The organism is Streptomyces sp. NBC_00631 (assembly GCF_045206895.1).
Lineage (GTDB): Bacteria > Actinomycetota > Actinomycetes > Streptomycetales > Streptomycetaceae > Streptomyces.
This window is the reverse complement of sequence record NZ_CP107734.1, coordinates 10,500,007-10,525,216: the sequence shown is the minus strand read 5'-3', so window position 1 is coordinate 10,525,216 and position 25,210 is coordinate 10,500,007. Positions and strand designations below refer to the sequence as shown.

Below are 25,210 nucleotides of genomic sequence, written 5' to 3'. Positions count from 1 at the left end.
TCGGCCGCCGCACTTGAGCCACCGCCGCTCCCGATCCGCCGCCGCTCTGGATCCGCCGCGACGGCGCTCGGCCGCGACGGTGGCGTTCGGCGGTGCCGTGTCCGCCGGCCGTGTTCGTCGTGGCAGGTGACGGTTGGTCGGCGGGTGCGGCGCCGTCGTGGCTTGTCGCGCAGTTCCCCGCGCCCCTGGGCAGGTCGTCGTCGACGCCCGCCACAAGCGGGCCTTCCCGTTCCCCGCGCCCTGGGTAGGTCGTCGTCGGCGCCCGCCACAAGCGGGCCTTCCCGTTTCCCACGCCCCTGGGCAGGTCGTCGTCGACGCCCCTTACAAAGGTGCCCTCTCCGTCGCCGCCAGTTCGGTCCGCGCCGTGTCCGCCAAGCCGTCCGCCCCGCACTGCTGGGCGGTTGCGAGGCCTCTGCGCAGGTGGTCGGCGTCTCGGCTCTCCGTGCCCAGGGCCACCAGCGCGCACGCCAGTTCGTAGGCTGCCGGCGACCGGTCCAGGTAGGCCACCGACTCGCGCAGGTACGCCAGGCGGGCCTCGCCCGAAGAGACCTCCGCCGCCGTGCGCAGGGCCTGGCCGATCGCGGACGGGGCGCCGAAGCGGCGGGCGTGGGTCACCGCCTCCAGGGCCGTGGTACGGGCCCGGTCGGGGGCGCCGTGGGCTTCGGCGCGGGCCAGGTGAAGCTGCCAGGGGCACCAGGAGGGGTTGCGGATGCCGCGTGGTTCCAGGCGGCGGCCGGCCGCGGAGAGCTCGGCCGCCGCGTCCTTGGTGAGGCCGCGGGCGAGGAGTAGTTCGCCGTAGACCGTCTGGGCGTCGGGGAAGACCACGGCCGCCGGGAAAGGCTCCCGGAAGGCGTGGTCCTCGGCGAGGCGCGTGGCCTCACCGGTGCGGCCGCGGGCCAGCAGCGTCTGGATCAGGATGCCGACGGCGTACCAGTGGGCCGGCGTGCCGGGGCCGACGCGTTCGGCGAGGCGCAGGCCGGAGCGGGCCAGGTCCTCGGCCTCGGCGAGCCGGCCGCGCCGGTAGCGGACGTACCCGAGGAGGGTGTAGGCGAAGGAGAGGTGGGCGCCGCGCCAGCCCTGGCGTTCGTAGTCGGCGATCCCGGCGGCGAACAGCTCCTCCGTGCGGTCGGGCCGGTCGGCGTACATGAAGGCGAGGGCGACGAGGACGGGGACCTCGAACCCGCGGTCGGCCTCGGCCCAGCCGAGGCCGCCGGCCAGGGCTCGTTCGGCGTGGTCGAGGGCGACGCCGGCGGGTTCGCCGCGCTGGATCGCGTCCCAGGTGCGCAGCCCGATGACGTAGCGCTCGGTGAGGTCGCGGCCCCGGAGGCGTTCGGCGAGCCGGGCCAGGCGACGGGAGCGGGAGGGGTGGTCGGGTTCGTCGGCGCGGAAGGCGTCCCACATGAACTGTTCGGAGAGCATGCGGAGCCGGACCCGGGCGTCGCCGGTCACGCGGATCTCGCGGGCGAGGGCCTCGGAGGCCTCGGCGAGCCGGTCACTGTGGGCGAGGACCTGGGAGAGCCGGTAGACGATGTGGTGGCGCAGAGCGGGCTCGGCGATGGGTTCCTGGAGGGCCGCGCGGAGGTGGTTGACGGTGGTGGCGGGTTCGGTGAGCAGGGAGGCGCTGCCCAGTTCGTACAGGACGGCGGCGCGCTCCTTGGCGGGCGGGGGTTCGCGCAGGGCGCGGGCGAGGTAGCCGCGGGCGGTGTCGGGGGCGCCGGCCCGGAGGGTCTCGCCGGCGGCGGCGCGCAGTTGCCGGACGACCCAGGTGTCGCCCTCGGGGTGGGTCTCCAGAAGGTGGCGGGCGGCGGCGGTGGCGCCCTGGCCGTCGTCGGTCACACACCAGGCGGCCTGGCCGTGCAGGGCGACCCGGGTGGCGGGCGGGATGGCCCGGTAGACGGCGGTGGCGATCAGCGGGTGGACGAACTCCAGGGTCTCGGCGCCGGTGAGGACGCGCACGCCGCGCAGCGCGTCGGCGGCGTCGGCGGCCTCCTCGTGGCCGAGGCCGGCGACTGCGGCGGCGAGCGCCGGACGGATCTCGGTGCCGAGGACCGCGCAGGCCCAGGCGAACCGGACGGCGGAAGGGCCCAGGCGTTCGAGGCGGGCGATCAGACCGCTGCCCTTGACGGCGGCGGCGAGGTCGCGCAGCAGGGGTGCGCCGGCCTCGGTGGGGTCGAGGCCCCGGTCGTGGACCTTGGCGGTCAGCTCGACGGCCTCGAAGGGGTTGCCTGCGGTGACGGCCCAGCACTCGTGGCAGAAGGTGTCGTCGGCGTGGTCGCCGAGGCTTTCGCGGACGAGACCGGCCACGGCGTCGGCGCTGAGCGGTTCGAGGCCGTGCGGGCGCCCACCTGCCCGGCCGGGCAGGCCGCGGAACGCGTCGGCGTGCTCGGGCAGTTCGTCGGGCCGGTAGGCGACGACGACGAGCAGCGGGAGTTGCTCGGCGCGCGGTGCGAACGCGGCGAGCCAGCCCAGGGATTCGGGGTCGGCCCAGTGGGCGTCGTCGAGGACGAGGACCACCGGGGCCTGCCGCACGGCGAGGTGGGTGAGCACCCAGTCGAGGCCGTCGCGCAGGCCCTGCTGGTCGGGCGGGGCACCCTCGGTGGGGGCGCACAGACCGAGGGCTGGGCCGACGATGTCGTACCAGCTGCCGAGCGAGGCACGGAGTTCGGCCTCCGGCGCGCCGGCGAGCCGGGGCTGCAGGAGCTGGCGGGCGACGTGGAAGGCGACGCGCTGTTCCTGGTCGCCGCCGCGCGCGGAGAGCACGGTGCAGCCCTGGGCGGCGGCGCGGCGCCGGACCTCGGCGAGCAGGGTCGTCTTGCCGATGCCGGCCCGCCCGGCGAAGGCGAGCAGCGCGCCGAGCGGCCGGTCGCCCGGTGCCGCGCCGTCCGTGCCCAGGCCGGTGAGTTCGGCCAACGCCTCGTCGACGGCAGCGAGTTCGCTGTCACGCTCGTAGAGCGTCCGCCGGTTCCGCAGGACCCGCTGTCCCATGACCACCCCCCGCCACGGTGGTACGCGAGCGCGGGGAGCGGGCGCGCACCGTGGCTTGCAGGCAGCTCAGCGTACGCTTCACGGCGGTGATCCGCTCCCTACTGAGGGTAACTGACCGAAGGGGCTTGACATCACTGCTGCGGTGGCGAAGGCGGGACCACCGCGACGGGAGCGCCTGCGTGCAGCAGCACGGCGTGGGTGACCGAGCCCATCATGCGGGCGGGGGCGAGCAGCCGGCGGCGGTGACGGCCGACGACGACCAGGGCGGCGTCCTTCGAGGCGGCGACCAGCAGGCCGGCCGCGCCGCCGGGCAGCGCCAGGACGTCGGTTCCCACGTTCGGGTTGTCTTTGAGGTACGGGGCGAGGAAGCCCTCGGAGAGGGTGCGGGTCTCCTGCTCGATCTCGTGCTGGTCGACGGCAGGCGGGACGAGTCCCCCGGCAGCGGCCCAGCCCTGTGCCGGCCACGGGTAGGCGGCGATCACCTGGAGCCGGGCGCCACGCCAGACGGCCTCCGCGAAGGCGAAGGCGAGGGTGGCGTCGTCGGGACTGTCCACGTCCAGGCCCACGACGACCCGGGGCCCCGGTTCCGCGGGCAGCTCCTCCTGGATCTCCCGCCCCGGCCGGGGTACGACGACCACCGGGCACTCGGCGTCACGTGCGGCGGCCATGCCGTTGGAGCCGAGCAGCAGGCCGGCGAAGCCGCCGCGGCCCCGGGAGCCGAGCACCAACAGCTGGGCGTCGACGCCCAGTTGGGGCAGCAACGCGCTCGGGGCTCCCTCCAGTGCGACGTACTCGACGGTCAGCCCGGCGGCGGTGCGCAGCCGGTCGTGGACCTCGTCGAGCACGGGGTCGCCCCCCTCGTCCGGTTCCCCGGCGACCAGGACGTCGGGCTGTCCCCAGGCGGCGTACTGGCGTACATGCACCACCCGCAGCGTCGCGTCCCGTTGCCGGGCGGCCGCCACGGCCCAGTCCAGGGCGCGCAGGCTGTCGTCGGAACCGTCCACCGCGGCGATGACCGGGGCAGTGCTCATCGTTCCTCACCTCCGGAATATGACCTTCCCTTTCCGGGGCCAGCCTGTCTGAGGCGGCGGCCCCGGGAGGGCGCTGCTGGTCACGTGTCCGGAATTCCTTGCGCGACACCCCCGGGTTCACCTCTCTGCCGCAGCGGCAGAACCGGGGGAGGCGCTCAGGTCAGGTCGAACTCGCCCTCCCGGGCCCCCGACACGAAGGCACCCCATTCGGCGGGGGTGAAGATCAGGGAAGGGCTCTGAGGGCGGCCGCTGTTGCGCATCGCGATGAATCCCTCGACAAAGGCGATCTGGACATCCCCCAGGCCTCGGCTGCTGGACTGCCAGTCGGCTCCGCTGAGGTCCAGCTCCGGCTTGTCCCAGCCCACTGCCCGCTGCTGCTGGATGGTGCTCTCGGCCACGTCCGTGCTCCTCCCGAATACGTCGTCCGCGGCCAGCCTAGCTTTCGGTTCCGGCCCTCAACAGGCCACGTGAACGGGTCCTTTCAGTTGTCGGGGGCCGTGGCGCCGACGAGCCACATGGAGAAGAACTGGGAGCCGCCGCCGTAGGCGTGCCCGAGCACCTTCCGGGCGCCGTCCACCTGGTGTTCTCCGGCCTGGCCGCGCACCTGGAGGGCGGCCTCGGCGAACCGGATCATCCCGGAGGCGCCGATCGGATTGGTGGACAGGACGCCGCCCGACATGTTGACGGGGAGGTCGCCGTCGAGTTCGGTGACACCCGATTCGGTGAGTTTCCAGCCCTCGCCCTCCTCGGCGAAGCCGAGGTTCTCCAGCCACATGGGCTCGTACCAGGAGAACGGCACGTACATCTCGACGGCGTCGATGTCCCGGCGCGGGTCGGCGATCCCCGCCTGCCGGTAGACGTCGGCCGCGCAGTCCTTCCCGGCCTGCGGCGACACCGCGTCCTTGCCCGCGAACAGGGTGGGTTCGCTGCGCATGGCCCCGCCGAGCATCCAGGCCGGCGGCTTCGCCGAACGGGCGGCTCCGGCGCGGTCGGTGAGGACCATGGCGCAGGCGCCGTCGGAGGAGGGGCAGGTCTCCGAGTAGCGGATGGGATCCCACAGCATGGGGGACGCCTGGACCTTCTCCAGGGTGATGTCGTGTTCGTGGAGGTGGGCGTAGGGGTTCTTGAGCGCGTTGCGCCGGTCCTTGTAGGCCACCATCGAGCCGACGGTGTCCGGGGCTCCGCTGCGCCGCATGTACGCCCGCACATGGGGCGCGAAGAAACCCCCCGCACCCGCCAGCAGCGGCTGCTGGAAGGGGATCGGCAGGGAGAGCCCCCACATGGCGTTGGACTCGGACTGTTTTTCGAAGGCGAGGGTCAGCACGGTGGAGTGGACCCGGGCGGCGACGAGGTTGGCCGCGACGAGCGTGGTCGAGCCGCCCACCGACCCCGCCGTGTGGACCCGCAACATGGGTTTGCCCACCGCGCCCAGCGCGTCCGCCAGGTACAGCTCCGGCATCATCACGCCCTCGAAGAAGTCGGGCGCCTTGCCGATCACGACGGCGTCGACGTCGGCCCAGCCCAGCTCGGCGTCCTCCAGCGCGCGTTGCGCGGCCTCGCGGACCAGCCCGGCGATCGACACGTCCCGCCGGGCCGCCACGTGCTTGGTCTGACCGATCCCTGTGACGGCCACGGGCTCCTTGCTCATCGCGGATCCCCTTCCAGTACGGCGACCAGGTTCTGCTGCAGACAGGGCCCGGAGGTGGCGTGGGCGAGGGCCCGGTCGGACTCGCCGCGGTGGATGCGAGCGGCTGCCTCGCCGATGCGGATCAACCCGGCGGCCATGATCGGATTGGCCGCAAGGGCCCCACCCGAAGGGTTCACGCGCACGTCGTCGCCGAGCCGCAGCGCCTTGCGCAGCACGACCTCCTGCGAGCTGAACGGCGCGTGCAGCTCCGCGGTGTCCACGGGCCGTTCGAAGGCACCGGCCTTCTCCGCGGCGAGCCGCGCGGACGGCGAGTCGGTCAGGTCACGGACGCCCAGGCTGTGCGCCTCGACGCGGTGGTCGATGCCCCGGATCCAGGCGGGCCGGGCACACAGCTCCCGAGCCCGCTCCCCCGCGGCGAGGATCACGGCGGCGGCGCCGTCACCGACGGGCGGGCAGTCGCCGGTGCGCAGCGGCCGTACCACGTAGTCCCCCTGCGGGACGGAACCCCTGAGCTGCGCATGGGAGTTGGCTTCCGCGTCCGTCCTGCTGCGGGCGCCGACGGCGGCCAGCGCGGGTTCGTCGGTCTCGCCCGCGTCGATGAGGGCCTGGGCCTGGAGGGCGGCCATGGCGACGGAGTCCGGCCAGAGGGGGGCCACGTAGTAGGGGTCGAGCTGGCGGGTCAGCACGTCGCGCACGGAGCCGGGGGAGGACTTGCCGTACGAGTAGACGAGCGCGGTGTCCGCGTCCCCGGTGAGCAGTTTGGTCCAGGCCTCGTACAGGGCCCAGGCGCCGTCCATCTCGACGTGCGACTCGGAGATGGGCGGCCAGGCGCCGACGCCGTCGAGGGCGAGGGTGAAGGAGAAGGCGCGGCCGGCCAGGTAGTCGCTGGACCCGGAGCAGGTGAAGCCGATGTCGGCGGTCTTCAGGCTGGTCTGTGCGAGCACCTCGTGCAGCACCGGCATGAGCATCTCGACCTCGGAGAGCTCGTCGCTGGTACGGCGGTGGTCGGTCTGCGCGAAGGCGACCAGTGCGATGTCACGCGTCACAGCAGCTCCTTGTACGTCTCGTAGTCCGCGTCGGGTTCGCCGGTCGGCCGGTAGTGGTCGGGGTAGCGGGCCCCCTCGGTCCACACCGGCTCGACCCTGAGCCCCATCCGCACCTGGTCGTAGGGGATCCCGCCGATCCGGCCGTGCAGGGCGAGGCCGGCGCCGTCGAGCGCGATGTGGGCGTAGACGTACGGCACCTCGATGTCGAGGTTCTTCGCCTTGATGTTGACGATGCAGAAGGTGGTGACGGTGCCGCCGGGACCCACCTCGACCTGTTCCGATGTGGCCACCCCACATGTGGGGCACGCACCCCTCGGCGGGACGTACACCTTGCGGCAGGAGGGGCAGCGCTCGCCGAAGGTCCGCCGCGTCGACAGCGCGTTGATGTAGGCGGACTGGGCGCGCCCGGGCGAGTAGGTGTAGTCGAGGCGGGCGTGGGCGACGATGCCGTGGACGGCGTCCTCGAACTCGCCGCTGTGCCCTGTCACATCGGCCGCCGCGCCGTCGTACGGTTCGAAGCAGGCGATGTCCGTGATGGCTCCGGACCGCTCCTGCGCCCAGCGGACCCGGACCCGCATGCCGGTGTGCACGGCCTCGGGCCCCGGCGCGTCGAGGGCGTGCAGCAGGGCGGTGTCCGCCCCGTCGAGCCGGACCAGCGCCCAGGCGAAGGGGGTGCCCAGGGGCTGCCCGCGACGGGGTTCGTGGTTCCAGGCCCAGGTGGTGACCGTGCCGGTGGGGGCGACCTCGACGAGGTCACGGATCTCCTCGGCGGTGACCGGGTCGTACTCGACGGGCGGGACGAGGACGCGATCGTCGACGGTCTTCACACCGAGGACGACGCGTTCGCGCAGCCCGGTGAGGAAGGCACTCTGGACAGGTCCGAGGGAACGGGTGAAGGGGAACTCGACGACGAGGGGGGCTTTGAGCACTTCGGGCATCGGGGCTTGCCTCCTTGGCAGAGTCGGTGTGTCGCGCCCCCGAAGGGCCGCGGGGCGTAGACATGTGCGGCTCCGCCGCGTGGGCGCGACCAGCCACACACGGCCCGCGCCTTCCGGACCGGCGCAGCGCTACGCACGCTTGTAATCAGGCACCCGTTTCTCCGCGAACGCACGAGCCCCTTCCTTGGCGTCGGAAGTGTCGAAGATCGGCCACCCCCGCTTCAGCTCGGCGGCCAGCCCGTCCGCCTCCGTCATCTCCGCCGTCTCGTACACGGACGCCTTGACCGCCTCGACGGCCAACGGCCCGCAGGCATTGATCTGTTCGGCGATCTCCAGCGCCTTCTCCAGTGCCGAGCCGTCCGGCACCACATGACCGATCAGCCCGATGCCGGCCGCCTCCCGGGCGCTGTACGGCCGTCCGGTCAGCAGCATCTCCAGAGCGTGCGTCCGCGGAACCTGCCGCTGCAGCCGCACCGTGGAACCGCCGATGGGAAAGAGCCCCCGCCGGACCTCGAAGAGACCGAACGTCGCGGACTCGCCGGCCACCCGGATGTCGGTGCCCTGGAGAATCTCGGTGCCGCCCGCGACGCAGTACCCCTCGACTGCGGCGATCACCGGTTTGCGCGGGCGATGATGGCGGAGCATGGCCTTCCAGTGCAGATCCGGGTCGGCCTTCAGCCGGTCGCGCAGGTGCTCCCCCGCCATGCCTTTTCCGGCCAGCGCCTTGAGGTCCATCCCGGCACAGAAGGCACCCCCGGCCCCGGTGAGCACGATCGAGCGGACGTCGTCGTCCTCGTCGGCCTCGATCCAGCCGTCGTACAGGCCGACGAGCATGGAGATCGAGAGCGCGTTCTTCGCCTCGGGCCTGTTGAGCGTGAGCACGAGTGTGGCGCCCTCGCGCCGCACGGTGAGGTGTTCCGTCCCACCCATGGACCGTCTCCCCTCTGGAGGGGCTCGTCTCCCCTCCACCAGAACGAGAACAGGTTGCAGTAGCCGGGAAGGCACTTCAAGGGTTTTCTGACAGTCAGTCAGATTTCTTCGCGCGAACCCTTCACACTTGCCGCGCCCTTTGCTCTGATGACCGGCGAACGGACAGGTGCGCCTTTCTTCGTCACGGTTCCCGGGGTCAGGAGGAGCGGTGGAGTACAACCTTGCCGATCTGTTCGAATCGGTCGTCGACGTGGCCGCGGACCGCGAGGCGCTCGTCTACCTCGACCACCCCGGCACGGGGGCGCAACGCCGGCTGACCTACGCGGAGCTGGACGCCGCGGCCAACCGCATCGGCCACCATCTGATCGACAGCGGCATCCGGCCGGGCGAGCATCTCGGCCTGCACCTCTACAACGGGGTCGAGTACCTCCAGACCGTGCTCGGCTGCCTGAAGGCGCGGGTCGTACCGGTCAACGTGAACTACCGGTATGTCGAAGAGGAGTTGGTGTATCTCTACCAGGACGCGGATCTCGTCGCGCTGGTCTTCGACGCGGAGTTCGGCGGCCGGGTGGCGGCGGCCCTGCCCCGGGCGCCGAAGCTGCGGCACCTGGTGCGGGTGGGTGAGCCGGTGGACGCGGGGCTCAAGGCCCTCGCCTTCGCGGAGGCCGAGGCGGCCGGGTCGCCCGAGCGGGGATTCCCGGCGCGCTCGGCGGACGACCAGTTCATCATCTACACCGGCGGCACGACCGGGATGCCCAAGGGTGTGATGTGGCGTCAGGAGGATCTGTTCTTCGCCGGGCTGGGCGGCGGGGCGCCCACCGGTGAGCCGGTGAAGCGGCCGGAGGAGCTGGCCGAGCGGGTCGCGGCGGGCGGCAGCGGGATCACCTTCTTCCCCACTCCCCCGCTGATGCACGGCACGTCCACGCTCACCTCCTTCATCGGCTTCAACTTCGGGCAACGGGTCGTGATCCACCGCAAGTTCGTGCCCGAGGAGGTGTTGCGGACCGTCGAGAAGGAGAAGGTCACCAGCATGTCGCTGGTCGGCGACGCGATGCTGCGCCCGCTGATCGACGCCCTCAACGGGCCGTTGAAGGGCACCGACTGCTCCGCCCTGTTCAGCGTCTCCTCCTCCGGTGCGATCCTCTCCGAGACCGTGCGCCGGCAGTTCACCGAACTCGTCCCGAACGCCATGCTCCTGAACAACTTCGGGTCCTCCGAGTCCGGCTTCAACGGCACCGCGACGGCGGACTCCGGAGCCGGCAGCGGCTTCCGCGTCCGCGTCAACTCCCGTACCCAGGTGGTCGATCCGGCGACCCACGAGCCGGTGGCGGTCGGTGAGATCGGCCGGGTCGCGCAGAGCGGGCACGTCCCGCTCGGCTACTACAACGACCCGGCGAAAACCGCCGAGACGTTCTTCGAGAAGGACGGCCGGCGCTGGGTGCTGCTCGGTGACATGGGAACGGTCGACGAGGACGGCGTCGTCACCGTGCTCGGCCGGGGCTCGCAGTGCATCAACACCGGGGGCGAGAAGGTGTACCCGGAGGAGGTCGAACAGGCGCTGAAATCGCACCCGGACGTGTACGACGCGCTCGTCGCCGGGGTGCCGGACGTCACCTGGGGCAACCATGTGGCGGCCGTGGTGCAGGTGCGCGAGGGTGCCGAGCCGCCCTCCCTGACGGACATCCAGACCCACTGCCGCAGCCGGCTGGCCGGGTACAAGGTCCCCCGCCAGCTGGTGATCACCGAGGCCATCCAGCGGTCACCGAGCGGCAAGGCGGACTACCGGTGGGCGCGGGAGGTGGCGGTCGCGGCGGACCGCTGACGACACCCGTGCGGGCAGGGGAAGGACGCGGGGCGTACTCTTTGCGCGCGGTTGACCCGGGCGGTTGAACGTGGGGTTACGCGGAGCCGTACGCGAGGTTGGCGGTCGTGGCCTGCGGGTCCGGTCCGCCATGCCATCACGGGGCTTCGCACGGAAGGACGTACGGGTGTCGCAACTCACGCCCCCTCGCCGGAAACTGGACACGGACGCGGAGGCGCCTGTCCCGGACCAGCTGGAGGAGGCATCACCCGCACCGGCGGCAACCGGCCCCGAGCCGAGCGCCGAGTCGGACCCACGCCCGACGGACAACGGACCGGAGGCCGAACCCGAACCCCGGGCCGAGGCCGAGCCCGAACCCCAGGCCGAGGCCGAGCCCGAACCCCAGGCCGAGGCCGAGCCCGAACCCCGGGCCGTAGCCGAGCCCGAGGCCGAGGCGACCGGTTCCGGAGAGCCGGCCGAGGCGGCCGAGGAGTCCACCGACTCGGCCGCCGTCGACGACCGCGCCGGATCGGAGGCCGCCGAACCCGCCTCGACCGAACAGACCGGGACCACCGCCCCGGCCGCCGGCTCCGCCCGTGCCCGCTGGTTCCGGCGGCCTCGGCTGCACCCCCGTGCCGCCGCCTTCGTGCGAGTGGGCACGAGTGTCCTGGCCGCCGGGTTCGTGCTGGTGGCGATCCTCGTGCCCGACCGCCTCGACCGGCTCGCTCTCCAGAACTTCCTCCGCCTCCCCGTCGAGGCGCTCTTCCTGGCGATCGTCCTGCTCGCACTGCCCTCGAAGGGACGGCGGATCGCAGCCGTCGCCTCGGGGGCGCTGATCGGCCTGTCCACCGTCCTGAAGTGCCTCGACATGGGCTTCTACCAGACCCTGGCCCGCCCGTTCGACCTGGTCTTCGACTGGGTTCTGCTGACCGACGCGGCGGACTGGGTGAAGGACTCCTTCGGTCACACGGGCGAGGTTCTCGCGGTGATCGGTGTGATCGTCCTGATCGTCGCCGTGCTCGTGCTCAGCGCGCTCGCGATGGTGCGGCTGGCGAACGTGATGGCCCGCCACCGGGCCGTGGCGGTACGCACCACGCTCGTGCTGGGCGTCGTGTGGATCACCTGCTTCACGCTGAGCGTGCAGTTCGCCGGTGTCCCGTTCGCCACCAAGGGCTACAGCCAGTTCCTCGCCAACCGGGTGAAGTACGTCCGAGAGGGGCTGGGCGACGCCGACGTCTTCAAGAAGCAGCTCGCTGTCGACGCCTACGCCGACACGCCGTCCGACCAGCTGCTGACCGGACTCCGGGGCAAGGACGTGCTGTTCACCTTCATCGAGAGCTACGGCCGGGTGGCGATCGACGATCCGGCGATGGCGCCCGAGATGGACGCGACGCTGCAGGAGGGAAACGCCCGGCTCAAGGCGGCCGGGTTCGCGGCGCAGAGCGGCTGGCTCAGGTCACCCGTCACGGGGGCCGGCAGCTGGCTCGCCCACTCGACGTTCCTGTCCGGTCTGTGGGTCAAGAACCAGCAGCGCTACCGGACCCTGACGACCAGTGACCGCGCGACCCTCACCAGCTACTTCCAGAAGACCGGCGCCTGGCGCACGGTGGGTATCGTCCCGGGAGTGCGCAAGGCCTGGCCCGAGGGCAAGTACTTCGGACTCGACCACATCTACGACTCCACGCACCTCGGCTACCAGGGCCCGTACTTCAGCTGGACACCGGTGCCGGACCAGTTCAGCCTGGAGGCCTTCCAGAAGCTGGAGCACGGGAAGAAGAACCGCGACCCGATCATGGCGGAGATCATCCTGGCCTCCAGCCACAACCCCTGGTCCCCCATCGCTCACATCATCGACTGGAAGGACCTCGGGAACGGCAAGATCTTCTACAAGATCAAGAAGGAGGGCACCAACCCCACGGAGGTCTGGAAGAGCGCGCAGCGCGTGCGGACCGAGTACCGAAAGGCGATCCAGTACTCCGTGGACAGCCTGACCCAGTGGGTCCAGCGCTACGGCGACGACAACACCGTCCTCGTCTTCCTCGGCGACCACCAGCCCGTCCCGACGGTCACGGGCGGCGGCAACACGAGCAGGGACGTACCGATCACCATCGTCGCCCGCGACCCGAAGGTCCTGGAACGGGTCTCCGGGTGGGGCTGGACGGACGGGCTGAAACCCGCGGACAACGCGCCGGAGTGGGCCATGAACCAGTTCCGGGACCGCTTCATGAAGGCGTTCGGACCGCAGGGCTGAGTTCGCCTCAGCTGTCCGGCGGGTCAGGGGTCCGGCGGGAACGCCTCGGCGGCACGCCGGGCCCGCGCGGGCCGGTCCGGGGTCACACTCTGTGCATACGATATGACGTCGATCATGCACGCAGTGTAACGACGGTCGCACGGAAGGACCTCCGGTGTCGCACCCCACCCCCACTCGGCCGCCGGACACCGAGGCCACACCGTCCGGTGCGGGCGGTGGTGGCGGCCGGCTGCGGAGGCATCCGTGTCTCGCCAGGACCGTCTCCGTCGGGACGACGGTCCTGGCCGCCGCCCTGCTTCTGGCCACGCTGCTGCTGCCGAACCAGCTCGAAGAGCTCGGGCCGAGGTCGTTCCTGCGTCTCCCCGCCGAGGGGATCGTGCTCGTGGCCGTGCTGCTGGTGCTGCCAGGACGGGCGCGGCGCGTCACAGCCGTGCTGGCGGGCGCGGGGCTGGGGGTGCTGACGCTGCTGAAGTGCCTGGACATGGGCTTCTACCAGGTACTTCAACGGCCGTTCGACCTGGTGCTCGACTGGATCCTGCTGGACGACGCGGCGGACTACGTACGGGAGTCGTTCGGCCGGACCAGTGAGGTGCTCGCGATCGCCGGGGCCCTGCTCCTGGCCGCGGCCGTGCCGGCCGCGACCGTCCTCGCGCTGGTGCGGCTCGCCGAGCGGATGGCGCGCCGACGCCCGCCCGCGGGCCGTTCCGCTCTGGTACTGGCCGTCGCCTGGGTCACCTGCGCCACCTTCGGCCTTCAGGCCGGCGGCGCGCCCGTCGCCGCCACGCTCGACGCCCGGTTGGTGCACGAGCGGGTGCGGGCGGTCCGCGCCGGACTGGCGGACGCGCGGGTCTTCGCGGCGGAGGCCGCCGTCGACGCCTTCGGGAACACTCCGCCCGACCGGCTGCTGACGGGGCTGCGCGGCAAGGACGTGCTGTTCACGTTCGTCGAGAGCTACGGCCGTACGGCGATCGAGGATCCGGCGATGGCAGGGCCGGTCGGCGCGGTCCTCACCGAGGGCGCGGCCTCTCTCAGGGCCGCCGGTTTCGAGGCGCGCAGCGGGTGGCTGCGCTCCCCCGTGCTCGGGGCGGGCAGCTGGATGTGCCACGCCACGCTGCTGTCCGGGCTGTGGATCAACAACCAGCAGCGTTACCGCAACCTGGTCTCCGGCGGCCGAACGACCCTCAACGCGTACTTCCGCAGGACGGGCGCGTGGCGCACGGTCGGGGTCGTCCCGGGCGTCCGCAAGGCCTGGCCGGAGGCCCGGTTCTTCGGCCTCGACCGTTCCTACGACTCCACGCACCTCGGCTACCAGGGCCCGTACTTCAGCTGGACGCCCGTGCCCGACCAGTTCACGCTGGAGGCCTTCGACCGTCTGGAGTACGGCCGGAGGAACCGGCGCCCGATGATGGCGGAGATCATCCTCGCCTCCAGCCACCAGCCCTGGGCACCCCTCCCCCACATGATCGACTGGAAGGACCTCGGCGACGGCTCGGTCTTCGGGCCCATGCAGCGGGCGGGCAAGGACCCGGCGGAGGTCTGGAAGGACACGGAGCGCGTGCGCACCGAGTACCGGGTCTCGATCGAGTACTCGCTGCGCAGCCTGTTCGGGTTCATGCGGCGCCACGCCCACCGGAACACGGTGCTGGTCTTCCTCGGCGACCACCAGCCCCGCCCGGAGGTCGTCGCGGGCAGCCCGCGCCGGGACGTCCCTGTCACGATCGTCGCCGACGACCCGGCGGTCCTGGACCGGGTCGCCGGCTGGGGCTGGACGCCGGGTCTCAAGCCCGCCGCCGACGCGCCGATCTGGGCGATGAACCGGTTCCGCGACCGCTTCCTGACGGCGTTCGGACCGCAGGACCCGGGGCGGGCTCAGGCGTCCAGGAAGGCGACGGTACGACGGACGAACCACTCGGGGTCGTCCAGCCAGGGGTAGTGACCGGCGCCGGTCTGCACGGCGACCTCGGCGTGCGGGAAGGCCTCCGCGGCCCGCCGGGCCAGGGCGGGGCTGGGTCCGCCGTCGAGTTCTCCGGCGTACACCAGGACGGGCGCGGCGAGGGCGCGCAGGGCGGCCCGGGTGGTGTCCGGGGTGAAGGCGCCCTCGGCGAAGTAGCGGTCGGCCGCCGCGAAGTTGGTCTGCTTGTCGGTGGCCGCGACATGGGCTCGGGCGGTGTCGTCCCAGCGGCCGTGGAAGAAGGGCATGAAGGCCTCGTCGAAGTCCCCCGTACCGGTCAGCCATGCCTCCAGCGCGGGGAACGCGCCCTCGAACCAGGGCTCCGCGGCCCGCAGCCGGGCCGCCGCCAGCCGCTCCTCGGGGGTGGCGCGCAGGCCCAGAGCCGAGGGGTTGCCGGTGATCAGCGCGAGCCGCCGCACCCGGTCGGGATGCGCCGCCGCGTACAGGATCGCCAGACTCGCGCCCGCCGAGTGCGCCAGTACGTCCATGTGGTCAAGCCCCATGTGGGCCCGCAACATCTCCACGTCGTCGACCAGTCGGTCGCAGCGGTACGACGCCGGGTCGGCGGGCGTCGCCGAGTCGCCGGTCCCCCGCAGGTCGAGCAGGATCAGCCGGCGATGGGCGGCCAGGCCGCCGAGGTCGCCGAGGTAGGCGGAGGCCCGCATGGGGCCGCCCGGCAGTACGACGAGCGGTTCGCCCTCGCCTCTGACGTGACAGGCGAGGCGGGTGCCGTCCGCTGCGGTGAAGAGGGGCATGGCGCTGATCCTCGGGGACGGCGGCGCGGTGCCGCAACGGATTTCGCCGGACGGCCTCGATGTCAGGGGCGGGCCCGCGGCTTGCTCACGCGGAACGCGAACTGCCCGCAGAACGTGAGCTTGCGGAGGTTCACCAGGGCCGTGTCCCGCTTGCTCTTGCGGGCCCAGGCGTCGATCTCCGTGTTGAGCGGCGACTCCTTGCGCCAGAACTGGCCGTACTCCTGGCGCCGCGAGCCGTGGTAGGTGCGCATGATCAGGGTCACGCCGTCGAGGGAGGGCCGGATCTCCTCCAGGGCGAGCCCGGCCGCCTCGACCAGCACCCGGAACCCGTAGGGCGTGTAGTTCCAGAGGCTGAACGAGTGGTAGGGCTCGAACTGGGAGGTGCTGCCGATGAACAGCCCGCCCGGGCGCAGCACCCTGCTCACCTCCGCGAGCAGTTCCCTGGGCCGGGCGACGTGTTCGAAGACCTGGTGGGAGTAGACGAGCGGTACGGCATCGGAGCGGAACGGCAGGTTGACGCCGTCGAAGTACACCACGCTGTCGCCGCCGGGGCTGCGCTGGGCGGCCTCCGGCGAATCGCGGATGTCGACTCCCACCCAGCGGACGCCGGAGTGGTGCTTGCGGAAGAGCTCGGCCGAGGTGCCGCGCCCGCAGCCGAGGTCGACCACGCGGTCCGGCCGCCGCGGCGAGCTCATGGCTTCGTCGAGGTAGTAGCGGGAGGTGACCTGGCGGGCGTGGTCGTCAGGGATGCAATCGTGCATGAGTTCCCACAGGGTCGACATGTCCCCAAGCTACGGAGGCGCCTCTCGCCAGGCCACATCCAGGCGGGTGTTCGGGACGGCGGTCATCCCTTGGGACGAATCGGGCTGCGCCGACGGCGGGACCAGCCGGCCGATGCCGGACAGGTCGCGGGCGGCCACACTGTTGCGGTCGGCGACCGTACGGCCCAGCGCGTGGCAGGGCCACAGTCCTCCGGCCTGCCGACGGCTGCGCTCGTTCCACTCCAGGGCTTCGGCCGCGCGCGCCCGGAAGAAGTTGAGGGCGTAGCCGCCGCTGTGGATCCGCAGCAGGAAGAATCCGCCGGGGTACTCCTTGACCGCGCCGACCTCCTGCAAGGCCACCTGCGGGGCGAGCGGCACATGGGTGCGCTTGTTGCGGTGGGTGTGGCCCACATGGTGGAGGAACACACCCGGGGCGGCGGCGTAGGCCTGCAGGATCGCGCGGGCCTGGCGGCGGCCGAGGTGCTGCGCGGGGCTCACCGGGAAGAGGGCCTCCCGGACGGTCAGCGGATGGTGGCCGAAGACGAGGGTGGGCTGTTCCGGGTGGACCCGCAGGCGGCGCCGGAACCAGGACAGCTGCTCGGCGCCGAGGCCGCCCGCGTCACCGCCGTTGCCGCGCTTGTCGTAGGTGTCGAGGCCGATGATCCGCAGTCCGCCCACGTCGTGCTCGAACCAGCCGGGCCGGTCGGGCCCGCCGAACACCCGGTGGAAGGTGTCGCTTTCGCCCGCGCCCCGGTCGTGGTTGCCCCGGACGACGAAGTAGTCCCGCCGGTGGGTGCCGAAGCCGTCCAGGATCCGTCTGGCCCCCGCCAGGTCGTGCGGTCCGCCGCCGGCGGAGATGTCACCGGCGGCCAGCAGCAGCTGGGCACCCCGGCGGCGGGCCTCGGCCACGACGGCGCGGCTCATCAGCTCGGGGTAGGGCGTCTGTCCCGTCCGCTGCGCCACGCCGCGCAGGAAGGGGACCCCGGCGACCAGCCCGGCGACGGTCTCGCCGATGTGCAGGTCGTTGCAGAGGGCGAGGGAGAGCAGGTGGCGGCCGGGCGGGGGCTGCGGGGTGGTGAAGGAGTAGGGGCCGCCGGGCGTGTCGAGGCCGTGGCGGGAGGTGCCGGCCGCGTTGCCGCGCATCAGGTGCAGCGCGGTCGGGGTGGCGGGCACGCCCCGGGAGTGGGCCTGGTAGTAGTACGTCTGTCCCGGCTCCAGGCCGGTGAGTTCGACGTGGTGGTGGGCGGTGGGCCGGTCCTCGCCCGCGGTGCGGTTGAGCCGGGCCGGGTGGGTGCCGTAGACCACCACGCCCTCGGTGACGGCGGGCAGCAGCCCGCCGGTGCCGTCGTCGGTGCCGGGCAGGGCGGTGTGCCAGGTGATGACGGCGCGGTCCTCGGTGAGGGTGACCAGTTCCAGGTGGACGGCGGCCGGCGAGCGGGGGTGCCGGGAGCGGGGGGTGGTGGCGGACCGGAGCAGGGCGGGTGCGAGCAGGTAGCCGGAGCGCAGTATCTCGCAGGGGCCGGGGACGCCCGCGAGTGCGCCGAGGGGGACGGGGAGGCAGCAGCGCATGTCTGCTGTCTGCACGCCACCGGTGAACGGCGGGCGTGGTGCCGGAAGCCGCACAAGGTATGGACCCGGACTTCTTGGGTCCGCACGAGAGTCCAGGTCCGGGTGCCGACGAGAGTCACTTCCCGGGTCTCACGAGGCGGGGCCGAACCGTTCCCGCAGTTCGCGCTTCAGGATCTTCCCGCTGGCGTTGCGGGGCAGCGCGTCCACGAACAGGACCCGCTTGGGTGCCTTGAAGGCGGGCAGCCTCTCCTTCACCTGGGCGATCAGCGCGGCCTCGTCGATCTCGCCGCGCGGCACGACGACCGCCGTGACCGCCTCGATCCACCGGTCGTCGGGCAGGCCGATCACGGCGGCCTCGGCGACCGCCTCATGGGTGTAGAGGGCGTCCTCGACCTGGCGTGAAGCGACCAGCACGCCACCGGAGTTGATGACGTCCTTCACCCGGTCGACGATCGTGTAGTAGCCGTCGGCGTCGCGCACCGCGAGGTCGCCGGAGTGGAACCAGCCGTCCCGGAAGGCCGCTTCGGTCTCCTCGGGCTTGTCCCAGTAGCCATCGCACAACTGCGGTGAGCGGTAGACGATCTCACCGGGGGTGCCGTCGGGCACGTCCTCGCCGTCCTCGCCGACCACGCGTGCCTCCACGAACAGGACGGTGCGGCCGCAGGAGTCCAGCCGGCCCTTGTGCTCCTCGGGCGCGAGCACGGTGGCGAGGGGGCCGATCTCGCTCTGCCCGAAGCAGTTGAACAGGGCGAGTCCCGGCAGCCGTTCGCGCAGCCGCTCCAGGACGGGCACCGGCATGATCGACGCCCCGTAGTAGGCCTTGCGCAGTCCGCGGAGGTCACGGGTGGCGAAGTCGGGCCGGTTGGAGAGCCCGATCCACACGGTGGGCGGCGCGAACAGGCTGTCCACGTCGCCGGCCTCGATCAGGTCGAAGAGGGTGCCGGCGTCCGGGCCGTCGAGGATGATGTTGGTCGCGCCCACCGCCAGGTAGGGCAGCAGGAACACGTGCATCTGGGCGGAGTGGTAGAGCGGCAGCGCGTGCGCCGGCCGGTCCCCGGCGCTCAGGTCGAGGGCGGCGATCGCGCTCAGGTACTCGTGCACCAGCGCCCGGTGGGTCATCATCGCGCCCTTGGGCAGCGCCGTGGTCCCGGAGGTGTACAGCAGCTGTACCAGGTCCTCGGTGCGCGGTTCGGGCCCGTCGTACGGCGCCGCGTCCGTGAGCCGGGCGAGCAGCGAGCCGTCGGTGTCGCGCAGCGGCAGCGCCGGTACGCCGTCGGGGAGCCAGCCGGCGAGGTCGGGGTCGGCGAGGACCAGCGAGCTGCCCGACTGGGCGACGAGGTAGGCGAGGTCGTCGCCGGTCAGGTTCTGGTTGACCGGGACGTGGACCAGGCCGGCGCGGGCGCAGGCGAGGAAGGCGATCAGGTAGGCGTCGGAGTTGTGGCCGTAGGTGGCGACCCGGTCACCGCGTTCGAGGCCCTGGCCGAGCAGTACGCTCGCCGCGCGCGAGACGGCGTCGTCGAGTTCCTGGTACGTCCACCGCCGTTCGCCGTAGCGCACCGCCACCCGCGCGGGAGTGCGCCGGGCGCTGCGCCGCAGCACCCCGTCCACCGTGCTGCCCTGTCCCTGCGTCATGACTCATGATCCTCGGCCCGTCGCCGGGACAGGTCAAGCGACCGCGGTGGCGAGCACCGAAAACCCAGGGGGCCGTTCGGCCGCCTGCTCCCGCACACCGCTCGGGGCTGGACGGCAGGACGGTGCGGGGGCGCACGGGGGTGACATGAGGAATCACAATAAATGCATCACGCATCAAGAGGCGTTCGCACTCTGCGCTTTCTGCTTCAGCGTGCTCCTGTGCGCCCCTTTGGAGAAAGGATTCCGGAAACCCGGTCGTGGTTCAACTGGGCAGGACTTGTCTCGGGTTGCCAGACCCGAGACAGGTTCGCTCATTTCACGTGTCGCGCTGGGCAGGAGGATTCCATGAACGGTGCTGTGCCTGAACAAAAACGAACGTGGACTACAGGTACTGCTCCCGGCATATTCCCACTCCTCGGTCACGGTATCGCCTTATACCGTCGGCCGCTGGCCTTTCTGAATTCTCTGCCCGCGTACGGGGATCTGGTCGAGATACGACTGGGCCCCCAGCGTGCCTGGATGGTGTGCCACCCGGAGCTGACCCACGAGGTGCTCATGGACCCGCACACCTTCGACAAGGGGGGCCCTCTCTACGACAGACTGGGCAAGCTGATGGGGGACGGACTGGTCACCTGCCGTCAGCCCGCGCACCGGGACAAACGCAGGCTGTTGCAGCCCGCTTTCCGCCCGTCCCACGCCGCCGCGTACACGGAACTCGTCGCCGAGGAGGCCGAGTCGGTGTGCGAAAGGTGGCAGGCGGGCCGGGCCGTGTCCGTCACCGAGGCGATGACGACCCTCACCACCCGTGTGATCAGCCGGGTGCTGCTCTCCGACTCGCTGGACGACGGGACCTCGGCCCAGGTGCGGGACTGCCTCGCCGACGTCGTCCGCGGCCTTTTCGTCCGCACGGTCGTACCGATCGACGCGCTGTTCCGGCTCCCGACCCCCGCCAACCGCCGCTACCGGCACGCGCTCGCCCGTCTGCACGCCGTCATCGACGCGACCATCGCGGAGCGCCGCCGGGGCGCCCCCCGTGCCGACGTGCTGGGAACCCTGCTGGCGGCCACCCGGGGCGACGGCGGCGCGCAGGCCCTCACCGATCAGGAGATCCACGACCACCTGATCACCCTGCTGCTCACGGGCGCCGAGACCTCGGCCCTGTCCCTCACCGCGGCCTTCAGCCTGCTGGCCCGCCACCCGGAGGCCGAGCGGCGCCTGCACGCCGAGCTCGACACCGTCCTGCCCGGCGGCCGCCGGCCCGGTCCCGGCGATCTGCCGGACCTCGTGCGGACCCGGTGCGTCGTCGCCGAGACACTGCGCCACTCGTCCCCCGGCTGGCTCTTCACCCGCGTCACCACCCGGGAGACGGAGCTCGCCGGGTGCCGGCTGCCCGCCGGAGCCACCGTGCTCTACAGCCCCTACCTCCTGCACCACGACCCGTCGTCGTTCCCCGACCCGGAGCGCTTCGACCCCGACCGCTGGCTGCCGGGGCGGCCCACCGCCGAACAGCGGCGCGCGATGATGCCGTTCTCCGCGGGCAACCGCAAATGCCTCGGCGACGAGTTCGCCATGATGGAGGTCACCGTGGCACTCGCGACCATCGCCGGCCGGATGCGCCTGCGCCATCTGCCCGGGCACGTCACCCGGCCACCGCGCCCCGCGATCACGCTGGGGCCGCGTTCGCTGGTCATGGCCTGTGAGACCAGGTCGCACACGCCGGCAGGGGCGTCGTCCTCCGGCCGCTGGCCGGCCGCAACCGCCCAGTGCTCACCGGAGGCCCGAACGGCAGGTGATCATGTTGTCGACAACGCATGAGGAAATCGCACTCGGCATATCGGACGGAACATCGGTCGCCAGCCTCAGGGACCTGATCGACGCCCACCTCCACATGCCCTTCCCATTGCGGCGCAACCCCCATGAAGCCGAAGCCACCGCCGGCGTCGACGCCTGGCTGCGCACGTGGGGGCTGGCTGAGGAACCAGGCGTGACGACGATGATCGCCTGCACTCGCCCCGCCGAACTCGCGTCCTGCATAAGCGCCGACGTGGATCCCGGTCTCCTCCAGATCGTGGCCAACCAGATCGCCTATCAGTTCGTCTTCGACGACCGGGCAGAGGACATCGGTCAGCGCTCCCCCGGCCTGCTGCTGCCGATGCTGTTCGAAAGCATCGCGATTCTGCGAGACGGCCGACCACCCGGCACTCTCCTCGGAGCAGCCCTGGCCGATCTCCACCGGCAGGTCCGGGAGCGGTGCACTCCCGCCCAGGCCGCACGGTGGGCCTGGAAGAGCCGGGAATACGTGCACGGCCTGCTGTACGAGGCGGTGGCCCAGGCCCAGCCCTACCTCCTGCGGGCCGCGGACTGCACTTCCATACGGTCACTGATCGCGGGAGTCGAGCCGTTCTACCCGCTGTGCGAGGCCGCCCAGCCGGACGAACTGTCCCCCACCGAACTGCACCACCCCGTCGTACAGCGGCTGGGCCGGCTGTCGGCCGACGCGGCGGTGTGGATACCCGATCTGTTCTCCGCAGTGAAGGAACAGCGGGCCGGCGGAATGATCAACCTGGCCCTGGCCCACCAGCGCGAGAACGGATGCTCCCTGCAGGACGCCGTCCTCCTCGCCATCCGGCAGATCAACGACACGATCGAGGAGTTCCAGGTGCTCCATGCCGAAGTCGAGCCGGAACTGAGCCCTGCGGGGGTCGGTTACGTGGAGGGCATGACGGGCTGGGTCGGCGGGTGTTACCACTGGTCCCGCACCGTACCCCGGTACGCGGATGTGACGACGGTGGCCGCCGTGTCCTAGGAGCACCCGCACGCGCTCCGACGACCTGCCTCCGGGAGGTGGCTATCAGGGCCTCTTACCCGGACGGCGGACATTATCCCTTCTGCAGTTCATGATTCACCCGATAGTACTCAGTCCGGCCTGCCCGCACCGCGAAAAGGCGTACGCTCGGCTCTCTCCGGGCCGAACGAAAGAAAGCGGTACGGCATATGGAAATGGAGCCGCGGCAACCGGTCTTGGACCAAAAGACCTTGATCGAGCGCCGCCGGGAACTTCAGGCCCTCGACGCCGCGTTCCGGGAGTTGCGGCGCACCACGGGCGGCGTGCCACGAGCACGGCGCAAAGGGCTGCTTGCCTTCACGGGGCCGGCTGGACTGGGCAAGACAGCCCTGATGACGGAAGCACGTGCGAAAGCCGCCGCGGACGGATTCACCGTGCTGTCGGGCAGGGGCGGCGAGGCGGAACAGGGTTCGGCGTTCCGCGTCGTACGTCAACTGATGCAGCCCTCCCTGGCGCGGATGGGCGAGGCGGAACTCCGGGCCTTCCTGGGAAGCTGGTACGACACCGTCGCCGCCGTGCTCGGTCTCGAAGCGAGGGGGTCCGCTCCCGCTCCGGACCCCACCGGGGTCCGCGAGGGCCTGGACTGGGTCATGACGCGGCTCACGGTGAAGAAGGCGCCGGTGGTCCTGCTCCTGGACGACCTCCACTGGGCGGACCCCGAGTCCCTGAAGTGGCTCACCTCCTTCGTGCCGCGAGTGGACGACCTGCCGCTGCTGCTCGTGGTCGCATACCGGCCCGACGAACTGCCCCCGGAGGCAGGCGAACTGCGCACGCTCGTGGCACACCACGGGGACCGCCCCCACGAGCTGGCGCTGCTCACCGCCGAAGGTGTGGCCCGGATCGTCAGATCCGAAGTCGGGGAGGCGGCCCAGGACCAGTTCTGCAAGGAGTGCTCCCTGGCCACCGGCGGGAGCCCCTTCGAGACGGTGGAACTCGCCATCAGGCTGGCCGAGCGGAAGGTGAGCGGCACCGAGGACGATCTGCCCACGATGCGTGAACTCGCCGCAGCGATCAAGGGCCCGGGACTGATCGAGCGTCTCCATCGGCTCGGCACGGCGACCATGCGCTTCGCGCACGCCGCTGCCGTGCTGGGCTCGCCCTTCTCACCGCAGCTCGCCTCGGCGATCGCGGTGCTCGGCGACGAGGCGACGACCGAGGCGGTCCAGAGGCTGTGCGCGTCCCGGTTCCTCTCCTACGCACACGACATGGACGGCGCACTTGAGTTCGTTCACCCGCTGATCGCCACGACCATCTACCGGTCCATCAGCCCGCCGGCCATCCGGGTCGGTATGCACAACGCCGCCGCGGAGGCCGTCCTGGCGGCGGGACACGGATCCACCGCCGCCGCCCGGCATCTGCTGGAGGTTCCCTGCGAAGGCAATCCGGAGGCGGTGGCGTGTTTCCGTGAGGCGGCTCGCGTGTATCTGGGTGCCGGGGCCACCGAGGCCGCCCGGCGCCTGCTGACCCGTGCGCTGCAGGAGCCGCCTCTACCCGAGGACCGTGCCGCGGTCCTTCACGAACTCGCGTGCTCCACGTTCCTGATCGAGCCCACGGCCACGGTGCGGCACCTGCGCCAGGCACTGGCGGAGTCCGACGTAGACCCCGACCTGCGCGCCTCCATCGTCTTCCGGCTGACGCAGGCCCTGGCTCACACCGACCAGCTGGCCGAGGCCGTGAGCGTGGCTACCGAGGAAGCGCGGAAGGCCACCAACCCGCGCGTCAAACTGCGCATGCAGGCCGACCAGTTCGTCTGGGGCATGTTCCGGGCCGACGACCACGACTCGCCCGCGCGCTCCCGGACACTGACCCGGCTCGCCGAGCAGTTGCCCGGCCGCAGTCTTGAGGAGCGCTACATCCTCGGACTGCGGGCCTGGGACGCCATCCTGCGCGGCGAACCGCGGCAGAGCATTCTCGCCCATGCCGAGCGGGCCCTGGCCGGCGGCATGAGCTGGACCGACGAGAACCGGGGTTTCGAGGTCCCCGCCTCTGTCGCCCTGGTCTTCATGTACGCCGATCAGCCGCGGCGCGCCGAGGAGTTGTTCGGCAAGGGGATCGCCGAATGCGTGGCCATGGGCTGGCGCGGCTCCCACCTGGCACTCGGTCAGACCCTCGCCGGTTACATCCGCTACCGCCGGGGCTGCCTCGCCGAGGCCGAGGAGCTGGTACGCAGTGGTCTGCTGATCGCCGACAAGGTGGAGGGGGCCGTTCCCGCCCAGTGGTTCGCCGTGGGCATCCTGATCCAGACGCTGCTGGCCCGTGGGCGCATCGCCGAGGCGCGGGCACTCGCCGACGAGCACCACTTCGGCGCGACGGCGCCGAACGCCGTCATCTACCCCGACCCCCGCACCGTCTACGCCGAACTGCTCCTCGCCGAAGGGCGGCACGCCGAGGCGGCTCGGTTGCTGGTGGCGGTCGGGGAGTGGCTGGACGCGCGGGGCTGGCGCAATCCGGCCTGGTGTCCGTGGCAGTTGCGGCTGGCGACCGCGCTCGCCCCCGTCGCCCCTGAAGAAGCCGTCGCCCATGCCGAGGAAGCCGTGCGGCGGGCCCGGGAGTTCGGTGCCGCCTCGGCCGTCGGACAGGCCCTGCACACGCTCGCCGAGGTGACCGGCGGGACGGCGGCCGTCGACCTGTACGCGCAGGCCGTCGAACAGCTGGAGCAGTCGCCCGCCGCCTACGAACTCGCCCGCGCCCAGATCGGCCACGGCGCCGCGCTGTCCCTGGCCGGTCGGCTCCAGGAAGCCGCCGACCGGCTCTACCAGGGGCTGGAAGGTGCCGTCCACTGCGGAGCCGAGGCGCTCGCCGCCCGGGCCAGGGAGGAGCTCTCGGCGGCCGGACTGCGGCCGCTGCCGTTGCGGTACGCGCAGGCGGACACGCTGACCGCGCAGGAGCTGCGCACCGCCGAACTGACCGTCCAGGGGCACCCGGTGGCCGTGGTCGCCAAGGAGCTGCGCCTCACCGAGCAGGGCGTGCGGCAGCTGCTGTCCCGCGTCTACCGCAAACTCGGCACCGATGCCGCCGGCCTCGCCGGGGTCCTGGAGGCTCTTCACCGCCCGCACCCCTGAGGCGC

The 25,210-nt window shown here is 71.9% G+C and carries 17 protein-coding genes; 6 read left to right on the top strand and 11 right to left on the bottom strand.

Translation table 11 applies throughout. The features are described from left to right. Positions 1-321: 321 nt before the first annotated feature. The 7 genes from OHB00_RS47540 to OHB00_RS47510 form a co-directional block, all read right to left on the bottom strand. Positions 322-2,985, bottom strand: a complete 2,664-nt coding sequence (locus OHB00_RS47540; RefSeq protein ID WP_406444802.1) for an ATP-binding protein — start codon at positions 2,983-2,985, stop codon at positions 322-324. A gap of 131 nt (positions 2,986-3,116) precedes the next feature. Continuing rightward, entirely contained in the window at positions 3,117-4,016 is a 900-nt protein-coding gene (locus OHB00_RS47535) for a universal stress protein (protein WP_406444801.1), read from the bottom strand. Between the two features lie 155 nt (positions 4,017-4,171). Next, on the bottom strand, positions 4,172-4,414 hold the full coding sequence (locus OHB00_RS47530; protein WP_406444796.1) for a DUF397 domain-containing protein: 243 nt from the start codon (positions 4,412-4,414) through the stop codon (positions 4,172-4,174). An 83-nt stretch (positions 4,415-4,497) separates the two neighbouring features. Next, complete coding sequence (locus OHB00_RS47525; protein ID WP_406444793.1) at positions 4,498-5,664, bottom strand: thiolase domain-containing protein; 1,167 nt, start codon at positions 5,662-5,664, stop codon at positions 4,498-4,500. Next, the gene (locus tag OHB00_RS47520) at positions 5,661-6,710 is read right to left on the bottom strand and encodes a thiolase domain-containing protein (protein WP_406444791.1); all 1,050 of its coding nucleotides are present in this window, start codon (positions 6,708-6,710) and stop codon (positions 5,661-5,663) included. The genes OHB00_RS47525 and OHB00_RS47520 overlap by 4 nt, the downstream gene beginning before the upstream one ends. Then, a complete protein-coding gene (locus OHB00_RS47515) occupies positions 6,707-7,648 on the bottom strand; it encodes a Zn-ribbon domain-containing OB-fold protein (RefSeq protein WP_406444790.1) in 942 nt (313 codons plus the stop codon). The genes OHB00_RS47520 and OHB00_RS47515 overlap by 4 nt, the downstream gene beginning before the upstream one ends. 129 nt (positions 7,649-7,777) lie before the next feature. Next, positions 7,778-8,578, bottom strand: coding sequence for a crotonase/enoyl-CoA hydratase family protein (locus tag OHB00_RS47510; protein WP_406444788.1), 801 nt, complete (start codon positions 8,576-8,578; stop codon positions 7,778-7,780). A 208-nt stretch (positions 8,579-8,786) separates the two neighbouring features. On the opposite strand from OHB00_RS47510, the gene OHB00_RS47505 reads away from it, so the two are divergent. From OHB00_RS47505 to OHB00_RS47495, 3 genes are all read left to right on the top strand, one after another. Next, positions 8,787-10,400, top strand: a complete 1,614-nt coding sequence (locus tag OHB00_RS47505) for an acyl-CoA synthetase (protein ID WP_406444786.1) — start codon at positions 8,787-8,789, stop codon at positions 10,398-10,400. A 166-nt stretch (positions 10,401-10,566) separates the two neighbouring features. Further along, positions 10,567-12,630, top strand: coding sequence for a sulfatase (locus tag OHB00_RS47500; protein WP_406444785.1), 2,064 nt, complete (start codon positions 10,567-10,569; stop codon positions 12,628-12,630). A 154-nt stretch (positions 12,631-12,784) separates the two neighbouring features. Beyond that, positions 12,785-14,563: a sulfatase gene (locus OHB00_RS47495; RefSeq protein WP_406444783.1), complete on the top strand. Its 1,779-nt coding sequence runs from the start codon at positions 12,785-12,787 to the stop codon at positions 14,561-14,563. Here the strand turns inward: OHB00_RS47495 and OHB00_RS47490 are convergent. The 4 genes from OHB00_RS47490 to OHB00_RS47475 all read right to left on the bottom strand — a co-directional run bounded on the left by OHB00_RS47490 (position 14,500) and on the right by OHB00_RS47475 (position 19,298). Then, on the bottom strand, positions 14,500-15,336 hold the full coding sequence (locus tag OHB00_RS47490; protein WP_406444782.1) for an alpha/beta fold hydrolase: 837 nt from the start codon (positions 15,334-15,336) through the stop codon (positions 14,500-14,502). The two genes, OHB00_RS47495 and OHB00_RS47490, sit on opposite strands and share 64 nt — an antisense overlap. Before the next feature lie 62 nt (positions 15,337-15,398). Beyond that, a complete protein-coding gene (locus OHB00_RS47485) occupies positions 15,399-16,118 on the bottom strand; it encodes a class I SAM-dependent methyltransferase (protein WP_406444781.1) in 720 nt (239 codons plus the stop codon). A gap of 9 nt (positions 16,119-16,127) precedes the next feature. Further along, a complete protein-coding gene (locus OHB00_RS47480; protein ID WP_406444779.1) occupies positions 16,128-17,681 on the bottom strand; it encodes a fibronectin type III domain-containing protein in 1,554 nt (517 codons plus the stop codon). A gap of 114 nt (positions 17,682-17,795) precedes the next feature. Beyond that, positions 17,796-19,298: an acyl-CoA synthetase gene (locus OHB00_RS47475; protein WP_406444778.1), complete on the bottom strand. Its 1,503-nt coding sequence runs from the start codon at positions 19,296-19,298 to the stop codon at positions 17,796-17,798. A gap of 345 nt (positions 19,299-19,643) precedes the next feature. On the opposite strand from OHB00_RS47475, the gene OHB00_RS47470 reads away from it, so the two are divergent. From OHB00_RS47470 to OHB00_RS47460, 3 genes are all read left to right on the top strand, one after another. Next, positions 19,644-21,113 (top strand): cytochrome P450, encoded by a 1,470-nt coding sequence (locus tag OHB00_RS47470; protein WP_406444776.1) that lies wholly within the window; start codon positions 19,644-19,646, stop codon positions 21,111-21,113. Next, on the top strand, positions 21,094-22,104 hold the full coding sequence (locus tag OHB00_RS47465; protein ID WP_406444774.1) for a (-)-alpha-amorphene synthase: 1,011 nt from the start codon (positions 21,094-21,096) through the stop codon (positions 22,102-22,104). Before OHB00_RS47470 ends, OHB00_RS47465 begins: the two co-directional genes overlap by 20 nt. Before the next feature lie 188 nt (positions 22,105-22,292). Continuing rightward, positions 22,293-25,205, top strand: coding sequence for an ATP-binding protein (locus OHB00_RS47460; protein ID WP_406444772.1), 2,913 nt, complete (start codon positions 22,293-22,295; stop codon positions 25,203-25,205). Positions 25,206-25,210 lie beyond the last annotated feature (5 nt).